Source organism: Pedobacter foliorum, from assembly GCF_013266735.1.
Lineage (GTDB): Bacteria > Bacteroidota > Bacteroidia > Sphingobacteriales > Sphingobacteriaceae > Pedobacter > Pedobacter foliorum.
Genome location: NZ_JABSNU010000012.1, coordinates 72593 through 93601 on the forward strand (window position 1 = coordinate 72593; position 21009 = coordinate 93601).

Annotated in this window: 13 protein-coding genes; 6 read left to right on the top strand and 7 right to left on the bottom strand. The window is 37.3% G+C overall.

Going from position 1 to position 21009, the window contains the following annotated elements; all coding sequences use genetic code 11:
• Positions 1-8 precede the first annotated feature (8 nt).
• The 7 genes from HQN83_RS19900 to HQN83_RS19930 all read right to left on the bottom strand — a co-directional run bounded on the left by HQN83_RS19900 (position 9) and on the right by HQN83_RS19930 (position 12378).
• Complete coding sequence (locus HQN83_RS19900) at positions 9-1439, bottom strand: anion permease (protein WP_173092648.1); 1431 nt, start codon at positions 1437-1439, stop codon at positions 9-11.
• 20 nt (positions 1440-1459) lie between these two features.
• Positions 1460-2578, bottom strand: coding sequence for a porin (locus HQN83_RS19905; RefSeq protein ID WP_173092650.1), 1119 nt, complete (start codon positions 2576-2578; stop codon positions 1460-1462).
• 171 nt (positions 2579-2749) lie between these two features.
• On the bottom strand, positions 2750-5128 hold the full coding sequence (locus tag HQN83_RS19910) for an outer membrane protein assembly factor BamB family protein (RefSeq protein WP_173092652.1): 2379 nt from the start codon (positions 5126-5128) through the stop codon (positions 2750-2752).
• Positions 5129-5204: 76 nt separating this feature from the next.
• Positions 5205-7004, bottom strand: coding sequence for a RagB/SusD family nutrient uptake outer membrane protein (locus HQN83_RS19915; protein ID WP_173092654.1), 1800 nt, complete (start codon positions 7002-7004; stop codon positions 5205-5207).
• A gap of 17 nt (positions 7005-7021) precedes the next feature.
• Positions 7022-10459: a TonB-dependent receptor gene (locus HQN83_RS19920; protein ID WP_217277434.1), complete on the bottom strand. Its 3438-nt coding sequence runs from the start codon at positions 10457-10459 to the stop codon at positions 7022-7024.
• Between the two features lie 131 nt (positions 10460-10590).
• Complete coding sequence (locus tag HQN83_RS19925) at positions 10591-11499, bottom strand: FecR family protein (protein WP_173092656.1); 909 nt, start codon at positions 11497-11499, stop codon at positions 10591-10593.
• A gap of 327 nt (positions 11500-11826) precedes the next feature.
• A complete protein-coding gene (locus HQN83_RS19930; RefSeq protein WP_173092658.1) occupies positions 11827-12378 on the bottom strand; it encodes an RNA polymerase sigma factor in 552 nt (183 codons plus the stop codon).
• Between the two features lie 317 nt (positions 12379-12695).
• Here HQN83_RS19930 and HQN83_RS19935 point away from each other — a divergent pair, with 317 nt between their 5' ends.
• The 6 genes from HQN83_RS19935 (at position 12696) to HQN83_RS19960 (ending at position 20991) form a co-directional block, all read left to right on the top strand.
• Entirely contained in the window at positions 12696-15146 is a 2451-nt protein-coding gene (locus HQN83_RS19935; protein WP_173092661.1) for a TonB-dependent receptor, read from the top strand.
• 85 nt (positions 15147-15231) lie between these two features.
• The gene (locus HQN83_RS19940; RefSeq protein ID WP_173092663.1) at positions 15232-15924 is read left to right on the top strand and encodes a CAP domain-containing protein; all 693 of its coding nucleotides are present in this window, start codon (positions 15232-15234) and stop codon (positions 15922-15924) included.
• Positions 15925-16007: 83 nt separating this feature from the next.
• On the top strand, positions 16008-17936 hold the full coding sequence (locus HQN83_RS19945) for an LTA synthase family protein (protein WP_173092665.1): 1929 nt from the start codon (positions 16008-16010) through the stop codon (positions 17934-17936).
• A gap of 4 nt (positions 17937-17940) precedes the next feature.
• Positions 17941-18432, top strand: coding sequence for a GtrA family protein (locus tag HQN83_RS19950; RefSeq protein WP_173092667.1), 492 nt, complete (start codon positions 17941-17943; stop codon positions 18430-18432).
• A gap of 70 nt (positions 18433-18502) precedes the next feature.
• The gene (locus HQN83_RS19955; protein WP_173092669.1) at positions 18503-20290 is read left to right on the top strand and encodes an aromatic amino acid hydroxylase; all 1788 of its coding nucleotides are present in this window, start codon (positions 18503-18505) and stop codon (positions 20288-20290) included.
• Positions 20290-20991 (top strand): SDR family oxidoreductase, encoded by a 702-nt coding sequence (locus tag HQN83_RS19960; protein ID WP_173092671.1) that lies wholly within the window; start codon positions 20290-20292, stop codon positions 20989-20991. Before HQN83_RS19955 ends, HQN83_RS19960 begins: the two co-directional genes overlap by 1 nt.
• The last annotated feature ends 18 nt before the right edge of the window (positions 20992-21009 follow it).

Below are 21009 nucleotides of genomic sequence, written 5' to 3' on the forward strand. Positions count from 1 at the left end.
GCCTTAAATTAATATAAGCCAATAACTTTCCACCAGAGTCCACCAATTCCCATCCAGATCAGCAGAAAAACTATACTTAACACAAATCCCTTCGACCACCAATCTTTCACATCAACAAAGGTGCTTCCAAAAAATACCGGTGCCGGGCCATGCCCATAGTGCGTTAGCGTTCCGAAAATACCACCACAAAAACCCAGAGATAAAGCAAGCAACATTGGTGGAATTCCAATTGTAATACCTACACCAAGCAAAGCGGCATACATAGATGCAACATGAGCTGTTGCACTTGCAAACATATAATGACTGTAAAAGTAAACCAGAACGATAATAGGGAAAGCCATTGTCCAACTCAGCCCTCCTATTTTTACCCTTACCAGCTCACTAAACCACGGAATAAGGCCAAGGGAATTTAGCGAACTTCCCATCATTACCAAAGCGGAGAACCATACAATCGTATCCCAGGCGCCCTTTTCACTTTTCACATCTTCCCAGGTTAAAACCTGAGATAACAACAAGAATACCAAACCAATAAAGGCCGTAGTAGTGGCGTCGATTTTAAATATATCGCCTGTAATCCATAAAAAAAGCAATACAACAAAGGCAATTAACATCAACCATTCATTACGTGTAACGGCTCCCATTTCCTTCAATTTCTCAGAAGCCATTTTTGGCGCTCCACCTGTCGATTTAATTTCGGGAGGATAGATTTTGTATAGGATATATGGCACTAAAATTAAAGAGATTATTCCCGGAATAATGGCTGCCCACATCCAGGACATCCATGTGATATCAATGCCAAGATCTGCCGCAAATTTCTGGCACATAGGATTGCTCGCCGTACCTGTTAAAAACATTGACGACGTAATGAGGTTGATGTTATAACAACTTAGCGTTAAATACCCTCCCAGTTTACGATGCGTTTCAGGTTCTTCAGGAACAGACCCGAAATTAAGAGCCATAGATTTCATAATGGGATAAATAATACCCCCGCCTCTGGCAGTATTGCTTGGAATTGCAGGTGCCAATACCAAATCTGCCAATCCCAAACCATAACCTAAGCCCAACGAACTTTTGCCAAACACTCTGATAAAAAGATAGGCTATTCTGCTTCCGAGGCCTGTTTTAATAAAACCTCTGGCTATGAAAAATGAAATGCCAATTAACCAGATAACCTTATCTCCAAAGCTACTCAGTGCCATTGAGATTGATTTGCCGGGATTTCCAGGAGCCAATACTCCTGTTAAAGCTACCAGCGCAATGGCAATCATTGACATTGTGCCCATAGATGCCGCTTTTAGAATAATGCCTAAAATGGTTGCCAAAAAAATAGCCAGTAAATGCCATGCTTCTGGTTTAACACCATCGGGCACTGGCAGAAACCAGATTAACAACCCAAAAGCTAATGTAGCCAACATCATTTTGTAGTTGATTTCTTTCATAATTTAACGGGTTAGATATTTTAAAATCTCGCTTGCACCTGGCAAATGATCCTATTGGTATTGTACTGCGTTGTATTAGGAATATTTCTTTCGTATCTGTCCATTAAGTATCCCAATTGAACTCTAATGGCATATGCTTCGGCAAAAGAAGCACTTATCATTGGAATATAACTTTGCCTGGCATTTCCTGTTTGTTTAAAATCTGAATCCAGATATTCATATCTCATTGCAAACTCCAAACTTTTAAGTCGCGCATTTTTAATATTGTAAGCCACATTTGGCAACACGTAGATACCACGCATTGCGTACTCACTTACCGGAATAACAGGTTTTTCCTGACCGAAGAAAGCCACACTGTTTATACCTTGCTTGTATTCTGAAACAAGTTCGACACCCCATCGCTCATTAAGCTGTTTCTTATAATCGATATCTGCTCCATAGGCCCATATTTTTTGCCCCATGTTTTTACCAACACCACCACTCGCACCCAATTGAAAAGCTTTACTTAAACCAACAACAACACGCGCAGGTATTATTTTACCATCGTCATTATCACTTACCTGATTTCGGTTGTTCCCATTAAAAATACCTATGTAATACTTTACAGGAACATCTGAATTTTTGATTTCTCCAAAATAACTTGCTCCAATCTGAAAACTCTGCCAACTGTTCGATCCAAATAAATAGTACTGATTAGAATAGTCGATAGAGCGAACAAAATCAACCGGATAGTTGTCCTCCTGACCAAATTGAGGCCTAAATTGGCCGAACTGAAAATTCACATAATCATTAACGCTGTACTTGATATAGGCGTTTTCGAGCACCTTATTTTGAGGATTTCCGGTAAAGTCTCCAAAATTGACCAGAATAACGGCATTAATACGGTCGCTGATGGTTGCATTTACTTGTAAACGCGCTCGCTTCACAGAGAAAGAATTACGTGAAAAATGCTCGTCACCGGTATGATGTAAACCAGTAATATCAATATCCTGATCGAGCGAATAATTAAACTGGGTTTGCAGCATTCCTGAAAAGTTGATTTTAGCTTTTTCAGAAACAGGAACGTTTATCCCTTGTGCTTTTATTAAAATGGGGCTGCAAAACAATAGGACAGCGATAATTTGAGAACGACATTTCATAGGGGCGATTTATGTAAGTGTTTCCGTTAAAGCAAATTAATCAAAAATCAACGCTAAAAAAAGTGTTTAGAGTTATTCTTTTTAATAATCTGTATCATTTTATAAGGGAGCGTTTCATTTTATGCTTAATCACATAGAATTTCTCAAAGGAGTTTATAACAATCACTATTTTTAAATATTGGCTATAGCAAATACATTACCCGCAAAATCTGCTATAAAAACGGTATCATCAACTATAGATAAATCAGCAAAAATTGGAGCTCCTAAATTAATTTTCCTTAGCACATCTCCTGAGTTTTCATCTAAAACATAAAGAAATCCATCTGAAGCGCCAAAAAGAAGCTTATTTTTATACTTAACCACCGAACATTCCACAGTCCCAGATTCCGGGCCCGCATAAGGTGCAGAATAAACAAGGGCATTACCTGTTACTGTATTCCATATCTCTTTTAAAGTATTTACATCATAGGCAACAACGCCATGTTTGGCTGTTGGCATAATGATGTACTTGTCGGTTACTAAAGGTGTGGCCATTACCTTAAACTCATAATCAGCATCAATTTTCTGAAGTGTTTTTCCTGTTTTGGGGTCTATCACAAAAATTGAGTTCAGTCCGGTAATGTATAATTTACCGTCAACATACTTTCCACTGCTACTTCTAAAACGTAAACCCTCATCACTTCTTTTCCATAGTAATTTACCCGTTTTTTTATCATGCCCGAATAAGCTTTGCCAATTACTTCCAGTAATAATTACATCGCCGGCTATAGTCATCTTTTCAGGAGTTCCTTCTCCTCCTCTCCATTCCTTATTTACCCAAATAGTTTCACCAGATTTAACTTCCAAAGCTTGAAAATAGCCTTCTGCTCCGGTATAATAAACACCTTTTTCTGATACCCCTGCAGAGATATAACCCGGAAGGCTTTTCATACCTAAATCTTTCTTCCACACCAATGCGCCCGACGATGCTTTTAACGCATAGGTAAAACCTTCCATATCTGTACATAGTACCAAACCACTATCATAAGCCATTTCATGTTTTATGGAATTGCGGGTTTTATAGTGCCATAAAGTTTTACCACTCTTTGGATCCAGCGCTGTTACTCCACAATTTAAATTGTTCCCATCATCTATAGTAGCAGCAAACAATCGCCCTTCGGCAAACAAAGGTGCAGTTTTCCATATATTTCCCTTTAGGTTATTTACCCACTTTAATGATGCCCCTGCTGTTTTAATACCAATTGTAAAAGATTGTTTTTGAATGTGCTGCTCACCATCGGCAAATAAAACCTCAGTTTGAAGTGTTAAAGGTTTTCCCTTTTCAAGTTTAGTTGCAAATATCTTTCCTTCCCAATTCCAATCAGTATTTGCTGTTAAAGTAGTTTCTGCAACCTTATTTCCTTTTGAATCATAAATTAAACTCCTAACACTCTTTGCCGTAGTTTCACTATCATACAAGTTTGCATTTATTATTAGCGAACCATTTTTCACCTGTACCATATCAGCTCCCGAAGGTGTAGTAACTACCAGATGTTTATGCAAATAAGTATAATGCGGCTTCACTTCCTTCACACCATTTTTATCTATTTCAATAGATAAAAACTGCCCTGCAGAATTGTCTATCCCTCCTTTATCAGGCGGAGCCGATGAAATATAATGAATCCCGGTCTTTTCACTTTTCCTTACAAAATTATTATGCCAGTGACCATAAACCCATGCCTTTAAGTTATTATCATTTAAATTGATGGAATCTTGTTTACCCTTTAAAATAAACTGATCGTTGTACGTAAGAAGATCATGATTAAAAATAATTACAGGCTTGTTTTTGTCAACCGCAGCAAGGTCATTCCTCATCCATTTGATCACATCATCAACAGTGTAAGAAGGCTGAAAATCCCCCGATCTCATTGGCGTCACAATAAAATGTGCAGGACCAGCATCAAATGAATAATATACCGGACCAAACAAACTTTCGAACAATTCTTCTCCATAAGCTCCTTTTACCAAATCATGGTTACCAATGCAATAAAAGATCTGCTTACCCAGTGTTTCAGAGGTTATCTGATTTGCATGAAAATTTAATCCCTTTTCGTAGCAGATATCACCAGTATGCACAATAAAGCTGATACCCTGCTTTTTTGCGTAATTCTTTACGTTCACTATCCAATCGTTATACTTATCAGTCTCCGTATCAGTTATCTGAAGCATTTTAACAGAAGCTCCTGCACTTGTAGGATCTTCAACCAAACCAAAATCATAGGCCTTATCAGTACCTGCCACCTTAATATAGTGCTTATCAGTAAGCTTATATCCAGCAGGAACCGTGATAAATATAAATCTCGTTTTCGAGTGTCCGGGCAAATTAAAATTCCCTTCTTTATCAGTACTTAGTACGTTTTGCCCATCAGAAACCGCAACATTTGGCATTCCCCTTTCATTTAGGTCAGCAAGCTTGTTCTTATTCTTATCAAGAAAAACCGTACCCTTAAACTGAGCATTCGCTGTCCCGATAAAGGACAAGCAAAAGAATAAAATCGTTAATAATCTCATATCTTATTTGTGTGTAAATTTAAAAAGCAGCAGGCGGTTAAACCTGCTGCCTGAGCGTGTAATTACTATGATGATTTTACCAACCAAACACTTGTTTTAGAGCTGGGTTAACTACTGTTTCACTTACAGGTATTGGTCTGTAATAATACTTTGGTTCAATAAATACTCTCGGTTGATCTCTATCGCGCGTAAATGCCACAAAGCCAGAGTTACCATTTGTTAGGTAAAAATTCTGATCCTTACCGTCTTTATCTTTTAAATAATATTTTGACAAGTTCTTTTTCACATCCTCAGGAAGGTTTGCTATTGCAGACTCATCATTAGGCGAGGCTAGAATAGCAATATCTGCAATGCCATCACCTGTTACATCCAAACCACCCATTGCAGGAACATACATACCTTGCTGACTATCTTGCAAAACTTTCCCAACTTTCCAACGAATGATATCGTCATATCTTAAACCTTCGCAAGCCATTTCCACTCTTCTTTCCCTACGAATTTCAAGCAGAACAGCTTTATTTGATCCATTTGCATTAGGATAAGTAGCTGCAAGTACAGGATCTAATGCCACACCCATACTTAATGCAGGCATTTGCACCCTTGCTCTTAGTTTATTTACCGTTTGATCCAAATCTGTTTGAGTAATTACTCCAGATTCAGCCTTAGCCTCAGCATTAATCAATAAAACCTCAGCATATCTGAATATAGGCAAGTCGGTATAATTCATTACCCAACCCTGCATTAAATCAGCAGAACGCGGATAAAATTTAATTTGGTTGTATCCACCAAGAGTTGGCTTTATTCTGTATGGAGCAGTCGCATTATTTGGCCCTCTAAAAGCTGGATTAACAATAGTTTCCATCATACGAGGATCACGACCTGCAAATACTTCCGTATACAATTTTGTGTTGTAACCAGGCGTAGCAGTAAAAGGTGTACCGTCTGTTTTCAGGTAAGTATCTGCCAAATTTTTACTAAGCGACCAGGTATAGTCCAATACAGTATGGCTATTGTTACCAACTCCAAGTTCTTTTCCATAATCAGCCCACATAATCATCTCTTTGTTTCCAGCCAAATTTGCACTAGAGAATAGCGCGCGGTAGTCTTCGCCAGCCTTTCCGGTATTGTAAATTACAAAACCTCCATCTTTAATAATTTGCGCAGTGGCAGAAACAGCAACATCTAAAAAGCGTTGATAGTCGTTGCTTAATCCTATTTCATCATGATATTTTCTAAAAGTACCTTCATGCAGAGCAAAACGTGCCAATAAAGTAAGTGCAGCCCATTTGGTAACTCGGGTATTACTACCATCTGCCTTAATATTGGTTGCAGCATAAGTAAGGTCGTTTAAAACCGAATCAGCAACCACTGCTCTCGAATCCTGGCCTTTCGACAAAGCCGGATCATCAGATTTTAAAACTGTCGAATACCAAGGTACATTGTGGTATTTTTTAATCTTATTAAAATAGTACAATCCTCTAAAAAAGCGAGCTATACCCACATAATGGTTAATTGATACGGCATCACCTTTTACCTGGCCAATGTGGTCTAGCATGTAGTTAATTTGACGTAAATTCCCCCAATCCTTTTTATCCCAACCGCCAATGTTAGAAGATGAAATACCACCTCTTACCAAATTATCAACCTCACCACTTGCATTATAGTTTGCAATATTATCAGAGTTAATATCATCGTAAGAAGGCCCCAATTGCTTGTAAAAGCCATTGCTATATGTTTCAAGGTCTGATGGAGACTGAAAAAATACAGCATCAGTAATTTGAGTTTGAGGGTTACGTTGCAAAAAGTCCTTCTTGCAAGCTGTCATTGCTATAGTTATAAATCCTATTATAAGGATATAATTTATTCTTTGTTTCATGAGACTTTCTGCTTGAGTTAAAAATTAAGGTTTAAACCAAAAGAAAAGGTTTTCTGGAATGGATAGACCTTACCATCGAGTCCTTCTGGATCCAGATTTGCTTTAATGTGAGACACATCAAATACGTTCTCTGCACTGAAGTAAATACGCAGTTTATCCAACTTAATCCTATTAGTTAAGGCCTTAGGCAGTGTATAACCAACTGTTAGGTTTTTTAATCTTAGGTAAGAAGCATCCTGCAAGTATTTCGTTTGCGGATTTCCAAGTTCAGTTGCATCTTCTGCGATATAAGCCTTAACGCGTGGAAAGTAAGCATCAGGAGTTTCAGGAGTCCAATGATCAAGATTATGAACCTGAACATTAGCCCATGGCTGTGCATAAACACCCCAAAAATAATGGTTACTCGGTCCGGGATACCAATCTCTTTTGCCCACACCCTGGAAAAATACCCTCACATCAAATCCTTTCCAACCTGCGTTCAAGTCTACTCCATATTGATACCTTGCCCTATCATTACCAATGATTTTCTGATCTCCATGATCGGCAAGTGTATTTTTACCTTTGTCAACTTTACCATCACCATTCAGGTCCTTAAATTTCAAATCACCCACATCAAATTTATATCCTGTATCATCAGCACCAACAGCTGTTTGGTCGGCGTGATTAGCAAGCTCTTCTTTGTTCTGGAAAAAACCTTCTGTTTCTAAGCCCCAAATCTCTCCAATTTCTCTACCAACATAATAATCAGATAATAAACCATTTGGATTATCAAATCGGGTAATGTATGAACGACTATCCCCCATATTAAACCCTATGTTATAGTAAAATTGGCTTTCGGCCAGCATAAATCCATCTTTCCATCCCAATCTTATCTCCCAGCCTTTTGTTTTCAAATCAGCAGCATTTATTTTTGGTTCGCTAACTCCAAAAGGACCAGGCAAGGTTTTACCTTTTGTAAGCATACCCTCAGTGTAGCGGGTATAAGCATCAAAACTCAGATCAAGACGATTTTTGAGGAAGCTTAAGTCGCCCCCAAAATTAATTGTTGATACCTTTTCCCAGGTTAAACTTGGCGCAACGGCTCCTGGAGGCAGCACTTGAATAGGTCTTTTACCATCAAGAATCTGATCGACCTGTCCTGATGCCATAGAAGGAATGTATAAATATGAATCCACATCCTGGTTACCCAGCGAGCCATAAGATGCACGCAGTTTTAATAAATCAAGTCCAATGGTTTCTGCTATTGGTTTAAAGAATTTTTCACCCGTTACTACCCATGCAGCTGAAGCTGACGGAAAGAATCCCCAACGGTCATTGCTTGGGAAACGTGAAGTACCATCATAGCGGCCATTTAATTCCAGAATATATTTATTATCAAAAATGTAATTCAGGCGATAAAACCAACCTCTTACTGCCCAATCATCAATTCTCTCACTCCCTGTCATATCACCTGTGGCCAAAGAGATGGATGGCAGAGTATTACTGATCAACCCTTTGCGATTAACCGAATTAGAGGTTCTATATCTATATTCCTGATTAAAACCTGCTAATACTTGCAAATAATGTTTTGATCCAAAAGTTTTATGAAAATCTGTATAGATGTTATAAATATTATGCCTTACAAGCTTGGTATCGTTTTGAGCCCATGTTGGGTTTGAACCACTGTAACTCACTGCAGAATTAGGCCCTGTTTTATAAGCAACCGGTACATCATACGACCTACCTGCAGTATCTATCCTTCTAAAAGTAGCATCTGCCTTTAAGTCCCATATATCCTTTACCAGTTCAGCTTTGGCATTAAACGTTGTTTGAAAATTATTGCTTCTGGTTACACTGCGGCCACCACTTTGCAATCTTCCCAATAGCGCAGCCCCGGTTGAGGTCCAGCTTCCATCAGGGTTCTTGGGAACATCAAGTGAGCTTTGTCTGTTAACATTATGAAAAAAGCCTTCGCCACCATAAACCGATTCATCATAAGTGCTAGACATAAAAGACGTATTATTACCAAGAGTTAACCAGTTTCTAAGTTTGTAGTCTGCTTTTGCTCTTAAATTATACCTATCATAGTTATCGTTACCATAACGCAACATACCTTCATTTCTAAAATATTCGCCTGAAGTATAGTAGCTTAATTTTTCGTCTCTTTTAGCTATACTGAAATTTGCGCTATAACTTGGGGCAGTATTGTGATAAACCTCGTTCATCCAGTTTGTAGACCCATAGTATGCCCATGCGTTAGGATCTGTTGGCGATATAATTACAGCAGGAAGAGAAGGATTTTCAGAACGCTGTCTAGCGTACTCTCTCACATTCTCCGGAAACAAGTTGTATAGCGGATAAGCAGCATCATGCTTAAACTCCATAGTTTTAAGTGGGTCGGTTACAATTTCAGGAACCTTACCCAAGGTACGTACGGCGTAATAAGTATTGGCCGAAACCTTTAAATCATTACTCTTAGCTGTTTTTGTGGTAATCAAGACTACCCCAAAAGCCCCCCTGGCTCCATAAATTGCAGCTGAAGCCGCATCCTTTAAGGTTGATACACTTTCTATATCGTTAGGGTTCAAAGCCATTAATTCATCGGCTGTAAAAGGCACGTTATCAACCAAAATATAAGGTGATCCGCCGTTTAACGATGTATAACCCCTTAAATTAAAAGTTGGCGCTTTATTAACCTGCCCACTTGAAATGGTTATATTAAGATTTGGAATTAGTCCTTGTAAACCAGCCCCTACACTTGAGAAAGGCCTATTTTCGATTTCTTTACTTGTTATGCCGTCAACTGCACCACTTAAATTTATTTTTTTCTGCGTGCCATAACCAACAACAACAACTTCATTTAAAATCTTCTGATCGTCTTTTAAAACGACATTAATCTGTTGCTGTGTACCTACAACAACTTCCTGAGTGGTTAAACCCATATAAGAAAACACTAAAACATCAGCCGAAGATGCAGTATTAAGTTCATAAGCCCCACTTGCATCAGTAGTTACAGAAGTAGTGGTTCCTTTAATCTGTACGGTTACCCCCGGTAATGGTATGCCAACCTCATCAGTTACTTTTCCTTTGATCAATTGTTTCTCGCCCGACAACTCATTTCTCTTCCTGAAGATCACAATATTATGATCAATCTCGCGATATGAAAATGGTGTTTGATCCAGTAAATGCATCAGCACCTCAGTTATCGGCTCATTGGATACATCAAGTACCAATCCCTTTACTTTACGTAATTCGTTGTTATTATAAGAAAAATCTAGCTTGCTTGTTTTACTGATTTTCTCAATTGCTCTTTCTAATGATTCGCCTTTAAGGTTGAGAGTTACCCTTACATCTTTAAGATTTTGGCTAAAAACAGTTTCTGCTAAAAGGGTTCCGGCAGAAGTAAGTAAAGTAGCAAACACTATTAATCCTACCTTCATTATCTTAAGAATTAGTGTAGTAATGTTTTTTTTCATATTTTTAATCGTTTTATAGTTTAAATGAAACACAAAACAGCCATACGGAAGATTTTTCGACGAACTACCCGCATGCTGTACATTTAGATCAGTATCTGCTCCAACAGGTACTGATCATTATTTTTTTTGGCCTAATTACATCCGTTTCCTGCTATCAGTACCTCCTTTTCTTTAATTTCATAAGTAACTCCTTGTATCAATGCCAACACGTTTAGAGTTTCCTTTAAACTTTGCCTGGCATTTAAGTTGAACGTATTCTGACAATTTTTAAACAACTCCTTATTATAGTCTATTTTAACGCCATATGCGTTTTCGATAGCAAGAACAGCCTCTTCAAAATAAACCCCATTTAAATTTAATTTGCCATCGTTCCATTGAGTTTTCTCAATAGCTTTAGTATTTAATGTTTGTGGTTTTCGGGTAACTTTATTATACACCACCTCTTGGTTAGGTGTAAGTACACTTATCTGCTTTTTATTATCCCTAACCGCTACCTTTCCTGTTACAACAGATACAGAAGCTGTTGAAAGACTCTTATAGGATTTAACGACAAAGGATGTTCCCAGAACAAATGTTTTAAGTGTAGGCGCTTCAACAATAAATGGTACCTTTTCATTATGAACCACCTTAAAAAAGCCCTCTCCATCAACAAGGTAAACGATCCTTTTTGCTCCAAACTTTTTAGGATATTTAAGGGTACTGGCAGCATTTAGCCACACAGTTGACCCATCTGGCAGAGTAACCAATTTGGTTTGTCCCTGAGGCACAGTTATAGTAACAAAATCACTGGAATTGTAATAAAACAGAACGCCTGCTGAGAGTAACACAAAGCTAATAGCAGCAGCCATTGCCATCATCAATTTCTTTCTGGCAGCACCTTGCTTATTTGCAGACTTTGCATTATGCAAATGCCTACTTTCAGTAATGCGCCCAAGCATTTCCTTGCGCAACTGATCTTTGTCATTCTCATCCCCAAAAAATTCTGAAGGATTAGAAATACCAAATTCTTTATAGATATCTTCTTTATTCTTTTCGTCCATTCTAAGTACATAACGAACTAGGGTTAAAGAGGTACTATCCTAAAATAAAATATTTTTCTAAATCGCCTCTGAACCGGGTCGGTACCGGATGTATACCCAGTCGGGAATACTGAGGGGCTAATGAGGCTTTTCTCAGGCTCTCCTCAGGCCTAAGCTTATCAAAACGCCTGAGAAGCCCCTGCCAAATACCTGCTAAAACCCTCAGCGATATGCCTAAGGTACACAGCCGATATCAGCTTAATTTTGAAATAAATAAGCAAAGTTTTCACCTACGTTAGGGTAACGAAAGTTCAGTTAAAAGAAGGCGATTAATCGGGATAAAATAACTTAACGATGAACTATAAAATCACATTTTGCCCTAAGTCTTTTAAGCGCACTTGTGATTTGATTTTTTACAGTTTGAGAAGAAATAGATAATTTATCTGCTATTTCATTAACTGAAAGCTGCTCTTCTCTACTCATTAAAAATACCTGCCTCATTCCAATTGGCATATCTTGAATTTCCAATTGTAGTTGATGAGCCAGATCCTTAGAAACAAGTTGTTCAAACACGTCATTTTCAGCAAAAGAATGAGTCTTTACTGCTTCATCATCATGTTTTATACGCAGAGTTTGCCTGCGGTTAAGATCGGTAAGTTTATTTTTAAGGATGATATAAATATATCCAATAAATGTAGTGGTGATGCGAATTGAATGACGCTTAATCCAAATGAGCATGAACAGATCATGTACTACATCTTTGGCCTCGTCTCTATTATTTAACTTTTTACAGGCAATGGCATAAACCAAATCCCAATAACGCGCATAAATTTCATTAAATGCGTCATCACTATCCTCCTTTAGTAAATCCAATAAAGCTAAATCAGTCAGGCCCTTCAAAAGATGTTGGTTGTTAAAATTGTTTGGTCATCACAATGTATTAAAAATTTCCACAAAAGTAGAACTATAAAAAAACTTACAGACTAACAGTACGTTAACTTTTTATTAACTTATAAAGATTATAAAAATATGCTCCCTACTTTTGAATTAGCAAAATTCTTAAGCTAAATCGAATGTGCTCAAACTTAGATTTATTATCCTTCCAAAGGACAAAGACCACCCCTATTATCCTATTTAAATTAATTCTAAATAAATTTGTTTCTATAGTATAGAGATATTACTTTTGCGGCCAGTTAGAATTAATCTAAATAAATCGAATGAAACACTTATACAAATTACTTATTCTTACAACTTTCATCTTCTCAGGCATTGCTGCTTCTGCTCAATTGGCATCCGCACCTGCAAGAGGAACTATAAATGGTAAAATAAAAACCAACGATGGAAAACCTGCAGCTTATGTAAGCGTTCAAATTGTTGAGAATAACAAAAAAACAGCATCTGATGAAGACGGTAATTTTAGCTTTAACAATTTAAAAACTGGCGAATACACACTTAAAACTTCTTATGTAGGTTTACAAGTACAAACTCAAAAAGTATCAGTTACTGAAGGACAAAGTACAACAGTTGAATTTACTTTATCTGAAAATTCTGCTCAGTTAGATGAAGTATCTATTAATGGATATAGAACACCTAATGAAAAACCGGTAAGCGTTGGAAAAATTGCTATTGCGCCTAGAGACCTGCCTCAATCTGTTCAGATTATTGGTGCTCAGGTCATTGCAGATCAGCAAGCTAATCGTTTAAGTGATATCATGAAAAACGTAAACGGTGTTGCTTTAGGTGCTAACCGTGGATCTGTTGGTGATAACTTTTATGCTAGAGGATACAGCCTTGGTGCAAACAATATTTTCAAAAATGGTGTAAGAACTTCTATAGGTGGATTTCCAGAAGCAAGTACATTAGAATCTGTAGAGGTTTTAAAAGGTAGTGCGGCATTACTTTATGGTGGCGTAAGCGGTGGTGCTGTAGTTAATATGGTAACCAAAAAGCCTAAATTTGAATACGGTGGCGAGGCTTCTATGCGTGTTGGAAGTTATGATCTATATAAGCCAACTGTTGATGTTTATGGTCCTATTTCTCAAAAGGTTGCATTTCGTTTAATCAGCACTTATGAGACTGCTGGAAGTTATAGAGACCATGTTGACTCTAAAAGATTCTATGTAAATCCATCACTATTATATAAAATAAGTGATAAAACTGATATCCTTTTACAAGGTGATTACTTGAAAAGTGACTTTACCCCTGATTTTGGTATAGGTACAGTTGGTAACAAAGTATCTCCACTTGGCAGAAACGTTTTCCTTAATACACTTTGGGCTTATAACAAAACTAACACGGCTTCTGCGCAAGCTGCCTTAAATCATCAATTAAATGACAACTGGAAGTTGAATGTTTCTGCTTCATTACAGTCTTACAATAGAAATTACTTTTCTGCAGAACGTCCATTTGCTGATGCTGCTGGAATAGCTAAGCGTGATTTAACACGTTCAAAAACAGAAGAATTCACTTATAACCAACAAGTAAATTTAACAGGTAAATTTAAAACCGCTGGCATAGAGCACACCCTACTAGTTGGAGTTGATGCTGATCAATCAAATGTTACAAGTGGAAATTTCATCTACCCAGGAAATAATAACGCAACTTCCTACAGCTATGGTAACATCAACCTGCTTGATCCATCTACTTATAACACAAGAAGTGATATCCCTGAAACTGTTTTAAAAGCGAATACAAAAGCACCTATCTATCGTTTTGGTGGATTTGTTCAGGACATGATTGCGTTAACGGATCAGTTTAAAGTTTTGGCCGGTGTTCGCTGGACATACCAAAAAACTCCTGCAACAACTACAACTTCAGTTGCAGATGGTTCAATGACTAAAGGTGCAACTGGTACTTCAGACAAAGCTTTCTCTCCTAAATTGGGATTAATTTACCAACCTATCAAAACTACATCTCTCTATGCAAGCTATGCTAGCAACTTCATTCCAAATACTGGAACAGATATCTATAAGGCTCCTCTTGGTGCTTCAATTGTTGACCAATACGAAGCAGGCGTAAAAAATGACTTCTTAGACGGACGACTTTCTGCAAATATTACCTTGTACAGAATTAACAACAATAAATTTGCTCAACAAGCACTTGTAGACGCAAATGGAAATGTAAATGCTGATGCAACCATTAAAGAATTCTCTGGGAAAACAGCAAGTGATGGTCTTGAAGTTGACATTACAGCAACCTTGGTTAAGGGACTTAACTTCATAGCAGGATATAGCTATAACTATATGCGCTATACTTCAACTTTAGATAAGCAGACATTAACAAAACCAGACGGCACAAAATTTGACGTTGGTGGTATTGTTGAAGGAGAGCGTCTTGTTGGAACAACCAAAAGCACAGCAAATGCTAGTTTATTCTATACCTTTAGTGAAGGTGCTGTTAAAGGATTAAAACTTGGAGCTTCTGCTTTCTATACAGGAGACCGTAATGGTGGTAGAAATACAAACAAATTAGGAACTTCTAGTGGTATCATCCCAGTTAAAGCTTTTACTACTGTTGATTTCTCTGCAGGTTATGCCTACAAAAGATTCACTATTCTTGGTAAATTATCTAACATAACTAATGAATTGAATTACTATATACATGAGAACTATAGTGTTAATCCAATTCCTCCAAGACAATTTGTTACTACGCTTAGCTACAGATTCTAAGTATCTATTTCAATATAAACGAAAAAGGCGCCGTAGGGCGCCTTTTTCGTTTATATTGGCCTGGCTTTTGCTATCCTCTGCCATCATGAAACTGTTATCAATATCTATCCTATTTCTATTTTCATTTTTTACACCTACTACAGTAAAAAATACGTCTGACTACTATGAATGGTCAAGAGAAGAATTAAAAATGGCCAACACTGCAGGCAACGCCAGTTATCTGACAGGTGAAGAAAAAGACCTGGTCATCTATATGAATCTGGCTCGTATGGACGGAGAGAAGTTCTTTAACACTTATTTCCAAGACTTTGTAGACGATTACAACAAAAAAGTAATGAAATACAGCAACTACAATGAACTTAAAATAAGTAGAAACGATAAATATTACAGAAGTCTGGAACAACAGATAAGTGCTATAAAAGATCTTCCTATGCTTTGGCCTGATCAGGCGTTATCTGTAGTGGCCAGACAACACGCCAGAGATATGAACCGTAATAATTTTACCGGTCATAAATCAAGTGACGGAAGATCAGTTAAAGACAGGATTTCAAAAATATACCCTAAAAGATCAAATGGCGAAAACCTTGCCTTTGGATTTTCCAGTGGTCTCGAAAACATTTGTATGTTATTACTAGACAAAGGAGTTCCGGATCTTGGACATAGGAAAATAATTCTGGGCGACTCTTATGGACTTAACTATGTTGGGTTAAGTATTCAACCACATAGGAAATTTGGTTATTCTGCCGTAATCGATTTTGTTTCCTTGCCACAGCAATAAATTCATAAAAGAATGTATCATTAATTTATTATTAACAATTCGTTTTCAAAATACTTAAATTTACGGCTTCTAATTAAGGACAGTTGAAAATTAAGAACACAAAAACGGTAAATATTTACCTGGCATTAGCATATCGGTTTTTTATTGTATTGGTTTTATATACATTTTGCAGACTGGGTTTCTACGCCTTTAATCATAGCTTATTTCAAAGCATTTCTCTTCCAAAATATCTGTACATACTATATGGAGGGGTAAAATTTGATGTATCAGCACTCCTCTACATCAATCTGTTATTTATACTACTAAATGTTATCCCCTTCCCTTTCAGGTATAAAGAAGGATATCAAAAGTTTTGTAAGTGGCTTTTTATTGTATCCAACAGCATAGGCATATTTGCAAACTTTGCAGATTTTGCTTATTTCAAATACACACTAAAACGTACTACCGGTACAGTTTATGATCAGTTTAAAAATGAGCAGAATAAGCTTAAGTTATTCGGCGATTTCCTTGTAGACTACTGGTACCTTGTTATCATTTTTGCTGTGTTAATCTGGCTGTTTATTAAACTATACGATCTGGTTAAAATTAATAAAGCACCACGTTTTACCTGGCCAATATATCTTTTACATACGGCGCTGTTATTTATTATAGCGCTGGCCTGCCTTACCGGAATTAGAGGTGGATGGGGATTTGGCACAAGACCAATTACGCTAAGTAATGCAGGTGAATTTGTAGATACACCAGATCAGATGAATCTAGTTTTAAACACGCCTTTTTGCATATTCAGAACACTAACAGCCTCTAAACTACAGCCGGTTCATTACTATGATGACCAAACATTAAATGCGATATATAATCCAATTCATTTGCCTGCCGACACAGGTAAATTTAAACCGCTAAACGTAGTTTTCTTAATTATAGAGAGCTTAGGAAAAGAGCATGTGGGCAGTTTAAATACAGATCTGGATGGCGGAAAATATAAAGGCTACACTCCTTTTATCGACTCGTTGGTTTCGCAGAGCTACACCTTTACCCATACTTATGCAAATGGTCGTAAATCTATTGATGCACTACCTTCTGTTATAACCGGTATCCCAAGCATTAGAGAGCCATTTATACTTTCAATTTATTCGGGCAACAAAACAACAAGCATCGCTAAACTATTAGGCGATAAAGGTTACGAAACCGCATTTTTCCATGGCGCACCTAATGGCTCAATGGGCTTTTCGTCTTACACTCACCTTGCTGGGATAAAGCATTATTTTGGACAAAATGAGTATAAAAAAACAGGCGACTCTGATGGCACCTGGGGAATTTGGGATGATCCTTTTATGCAATACATGGCACAAACCATGAATACATTTAAACAACCTTTCTTTTCAAGCTTCTTTTCTTTATCATCTCATCACCCATTCAGATTACCTGATGAATACGTTGGTAAATTCCCGAAAGGCCATTTACCTGTGCAAGAAGTTTTAGGATATACAGATATGGCTCTGCGTAATTTCTTTAAAACTGCTTCAACTATGCCGTGGTATAAAAACACATTGTTTGTACTATGTGCAGATCACGCAACAGTTTCATACTACCCTGAATACCAAACAACACCGGGATACTTTTCGATTCCAATTGTACTGTATTATCCTGGCGGTAACTTAAAAGGAAAGGCCGACAAAATTGTACAGCAGATAGACATTGTGCCTACTGTATTAAACTATTTACATTATGATAAGCCATATTTTGCTTTAGGTTTTGATGCTTTTAAACAAGGCAATGATAACTTTGCTGTAAATAATAACGATGGAACTTTTAGCTTCTATCAGGGTGATTATCTATTGATTAACGACGGGAAAACAAATATCGCTTTATACAATTTAAAAACAGATCGTTTAACAAAAAACAACATTCTGAAAAAAGAACCGTTAATTGCAGAGAAAATGGAAAAGTACCTGAAAGCATTTATCCAGCAATACAGCAACAGAATGATTGAAAATAAACTAACAGCGAATTAATTGCATGAGGAAAGCCTTATTACGAATAATAGACTTCTTTTACCCTCCTTTTTCGCGTTGGTTACCCATTCATACATTTAGATATATGGCATCTGGTGGTACTACAGCTGTGTCCGGAATCATCAGCTATTACATTGCCTATAACTGGATTTTGCATCAAAAAAGCATTCAGGTTGATTTTCCTTTTGTACCGAAATTGATTACCGCACACTCCGCAGCACTAATCATCAGCACAGTAATTAGCTTTCTGATTGGGTTTACATTAAATAAATACCTGGTATTTACTAAATCCAATATAAAAGGAAGAATACAGATGTTCAGGTATGCTACAGTTTTAACTGTTAACTTTGGTCTTAACCTTGCGATGCTAAAATATATGGTAGAGGGATTGCATTTCTACCCTTCTATATCGCAGGCATTCATCACCATTACCTTATCATTGTGCAGCTATTTTCTGCAGAAACATTTTACCTTCAGGGTTAAAAAGTCCAATTAAAAAACCGGGTACAGGCTCCCACCCTTATTTTTTATTTGCGTAACTTTACAGTATTTACTGAATTCATGCAATGAGTGATTTTAATGACTTTAATAATCCGCAAGTAGCTAAGCTGCCAAAGCACTTAAGGCAATTTATTGTGGAGCAGCATTACGAAAAATATACTCCGATAGATCAAGCGGTTTGGAGGTATGTAATGCGTCAGAATTATAGTTATTTAAAGCATGTCGCTTATTATCCGTACATAAAAGGTTTGCAACAAGCAGGTTTAAGTATTGAGTATATCCCTAACTTACAAACCATGAACGATAACCTCGGCAAAGTTGGCTGGGGTGCGGTAACTGTAGATGGCTTTATACCACCTGCAGCATTTATGGAATATCAGGCATATCGTGTACTCGTTATTGCCGCTGATATCCGTCAGATTAATCATATAGAATACACCCCTGCTCCCGATATTATTCATGAGTCGGCTGGCCATGCACCAATTATTGCAGATATAGATTACAACAATTACCTAAGTTATTTTGGCTCTATTGGCGCTAAGGCGATGTTCTCTTCAAAAGACTTTGAATTGTATGAGGCTATCCGTCATCTTTCTATATTAAAAGAAGCAGTTGATGTACGGGAACAGGAAATTGCAAAGGCTGAGCAACACTTGCAGCAAATCTCTGAAGATATGGGCGAGCCCTCGGAGATGGCCTTATTAAGTCGCTTACATTGGTGGACTGTAGAATATGGCTTGATTGGCACTTTAGAAAACCCTAAAATTTATGGGGCTGGCTTGTTGTCATCAATTGGCGAAAGTTCATCGTGCATGAAGCCTGACGTAGAAAAATTATGGTACAACAAAGACACTGTTAACTACACATACGACATCACTAAACCTCAACCTCAGTTGTTTGTAACCGAAACATTCCAAAATCTGATTAATGTTCTTGAAGATTTCGCCAATACAATGGCATTCAGACGAGGAGGTTCGGAAAGTATAGTTAAAGCTATTGAATGTAAAAACCCGGCAACTGCTGTTTATAGTTCTGGGTTACAGGTTACAGGTGTGTTTACCGACATGGGTATCAACCAAAATGATGAACTTACTTTTATTAAAACTACCGGATCATCAGCGCTTGCGGTAGAAGGCAAACAGCTTGAAGGACATGGTAAACTTTATCATAAAGATGGTTTTTCATCGCCTGTTGGCAAACTAAAAGGCCAACCTATTGCTATTGAAGACTTCACTGATCTTCAATTAGAAGAATCCGGAATCCTGAAAGACCAAAGAGTTGACTTGATTTTTGAAAGTGGAATACATGTAGCCGGCTTGGTTAAAGACATCATAAAACATAATGATAAGCTTATTTTAATTGTACTTGAAGATTGTACTGTTAAGGAAAGCAATGGAAACATTCTTTTCCAACCTGAATGGGGAATTTACGATATGGCAATCGGTGCAACAATTATTTCCGTATATAATGGAGCGGCTGATAAAGGTGCTTATGAGGAGATTACCCATGTTAGTGATAAGCAAACGCATCAAGTTAGCTACGACGAGAAGACAGAAAAACTTCATAATATATATAAAAATGTACGTGCCATTAGAGAGCATGAAGTGGACTTTGAACAATTGCGTGATTTGTTTAAAAAAGTAAAAACAGAACACAGACAGGATTGGCTTGCGGCTCTTGAGATGATGGAGATTTTACATCATAAACAGCTTTTCCCTGATTTGGAAAAAGAGATCCGTAATTATTTAGAGTTAAAATCAGAAAACGAAATAGAACATAAAAAATTAATAAACGATGGATTGCATGTGATTGAAAATCCGGTCTCTCAATTGATCACTGAAAAAGATAATTAATGAATATAGTATTAACTGGCGCAAGTAGTGGCATTGGGTTTGAAGCCGCTTTAGAATTTACATTGAACACGGAGAATAAGGTAGTTTGTATTGCGCGCTCTTCGGATAAACTCCGCAAACTTTTAGAAATAGCTAAAGGAATTAACCCTGACTGCACATTGTTGCCTGTAGAATTTGACATCGTTAATGATGACTATGCTGCATTAGTTCCTTTTTTGAGAGACAGACTTGGTAAGGTTGACATTTTAATAAACAATGCAGGGGCATTAATAAATAAACCATTTCTAGAAACTACTCACGCCGATCTTTATGAGATGTTTGAAAGCAATGTAGTTGGGCATTTTAGTATGATCCAAAACCTGATTCCTTTAATGGCCGAGAGTAGTCATATTGTAAACATTGGCAGTATGGGCGGTTTTCAGGGTAGTGTTAAATTCCCTGGCCTTTCTGCTTATTCTTCAAGCAAATCAGCATTACATACTTTAACTGAATGTCTGGCTTTTGAACTGGCAGAAACTGGTATTAAAGTAAACTGTCTGGCTCTTGGTTCTGCTCAAACAGAAATGTTAGAACAGGCATTTCCGGGTTATCAATCACCTGTTTTAGCATTCGAAATGGGTAAGTATGTAGCAGATTTTGCAAAGACCGGACATAAGTTTTTTAACGGAAAGGTAATCCCTGTTGCAGTAACAACACCATAATCAACAACTTATCAACAT

What these genes read in the sequence shown, in the direction of transcription:
- HQN83_RS19910 (WP_173092652.1), bottom strand. Translation starts at nt 5,128, where the DNA reads ATGAGATTATTAACGATTTTATTCTTTTGCTTGTCCTTTATCGGGACA.
- HQN83_RS19950 (WP_173092667.1), top strand. Translation starts at nt 17,941, where the DNA reads ATGAGGAAAGCCTTATTACGAATAATAGACTTCTTTTACCCTCCTTTT.
- HQN83_RS19955 (WP_173092669.1), top strand. Translation starts at nt 18,503, where the DNA reads ATGAGTGATTTTAATGACTTTAATAATCCGCAAGTAGCTAAGCTGCCA.
- HQN83_RS19935 (WP_173092661.1), top strand. Translation starts at nt 12,696, where the DNA reads ATGAAACACTTATACAAATTACTTATTCTTACAACTTTCATCTTCTCA.
- HQN83_RS19905 (WP_173092650.1), bottom strand. Translation starts at nt 2,578, where the DNA reads ATGAAATGTCGTTCTCAAATTATCGCTGTCCTATTGTTTTGCAGCCCC.
- HQN83_RS19960 (WP_173092671.1), top strand. Translation starts at nt 20,290, where the DNA reads ATGAATATAGTATTAACTGGCGCAAGTAGTGGCATTGGGTTTGAAGCC.
- HQN83_RS19940 (WP_173092663.1), top strand. Translation starts at nt 15,232, where the DNA reads ATGAAACTGTTATCAATATCTATCCTATTTCTATTTTCATTTTTTACA.
- HQN83_RS19915 (WP_173092654.1), bottom strand. Translation starts at nt 7,004, where the DNA reads ATGAAACAAAGAATAAATTATATCCTTATAATAGGATTTATAACTATA.
- HQN83_RS19900 (WP_173092648.1), bottom strand. Translation starts at nt 1,439, where the DNA reads ATGAAAGAAATCAACTACAAAATGATGTTGGCTACATTAGCTTTTGGG.
- HQN83_RS19925 (WP_173092656.1), bottom strand. Translation starts at nt 11,499, where the DNA reads ATGGACGAAAAGAATAAAGAAGATATCTATAAAGAATTTGGTATTTCT.
- HQN83_RS19920 (WP_217277434.1), bottom strand. Translation starts at nt 10,459, where the DNA reads ATGAAAAAAAACATTACTACACTAATTCTTAAGATAATGAAGGTAGGA.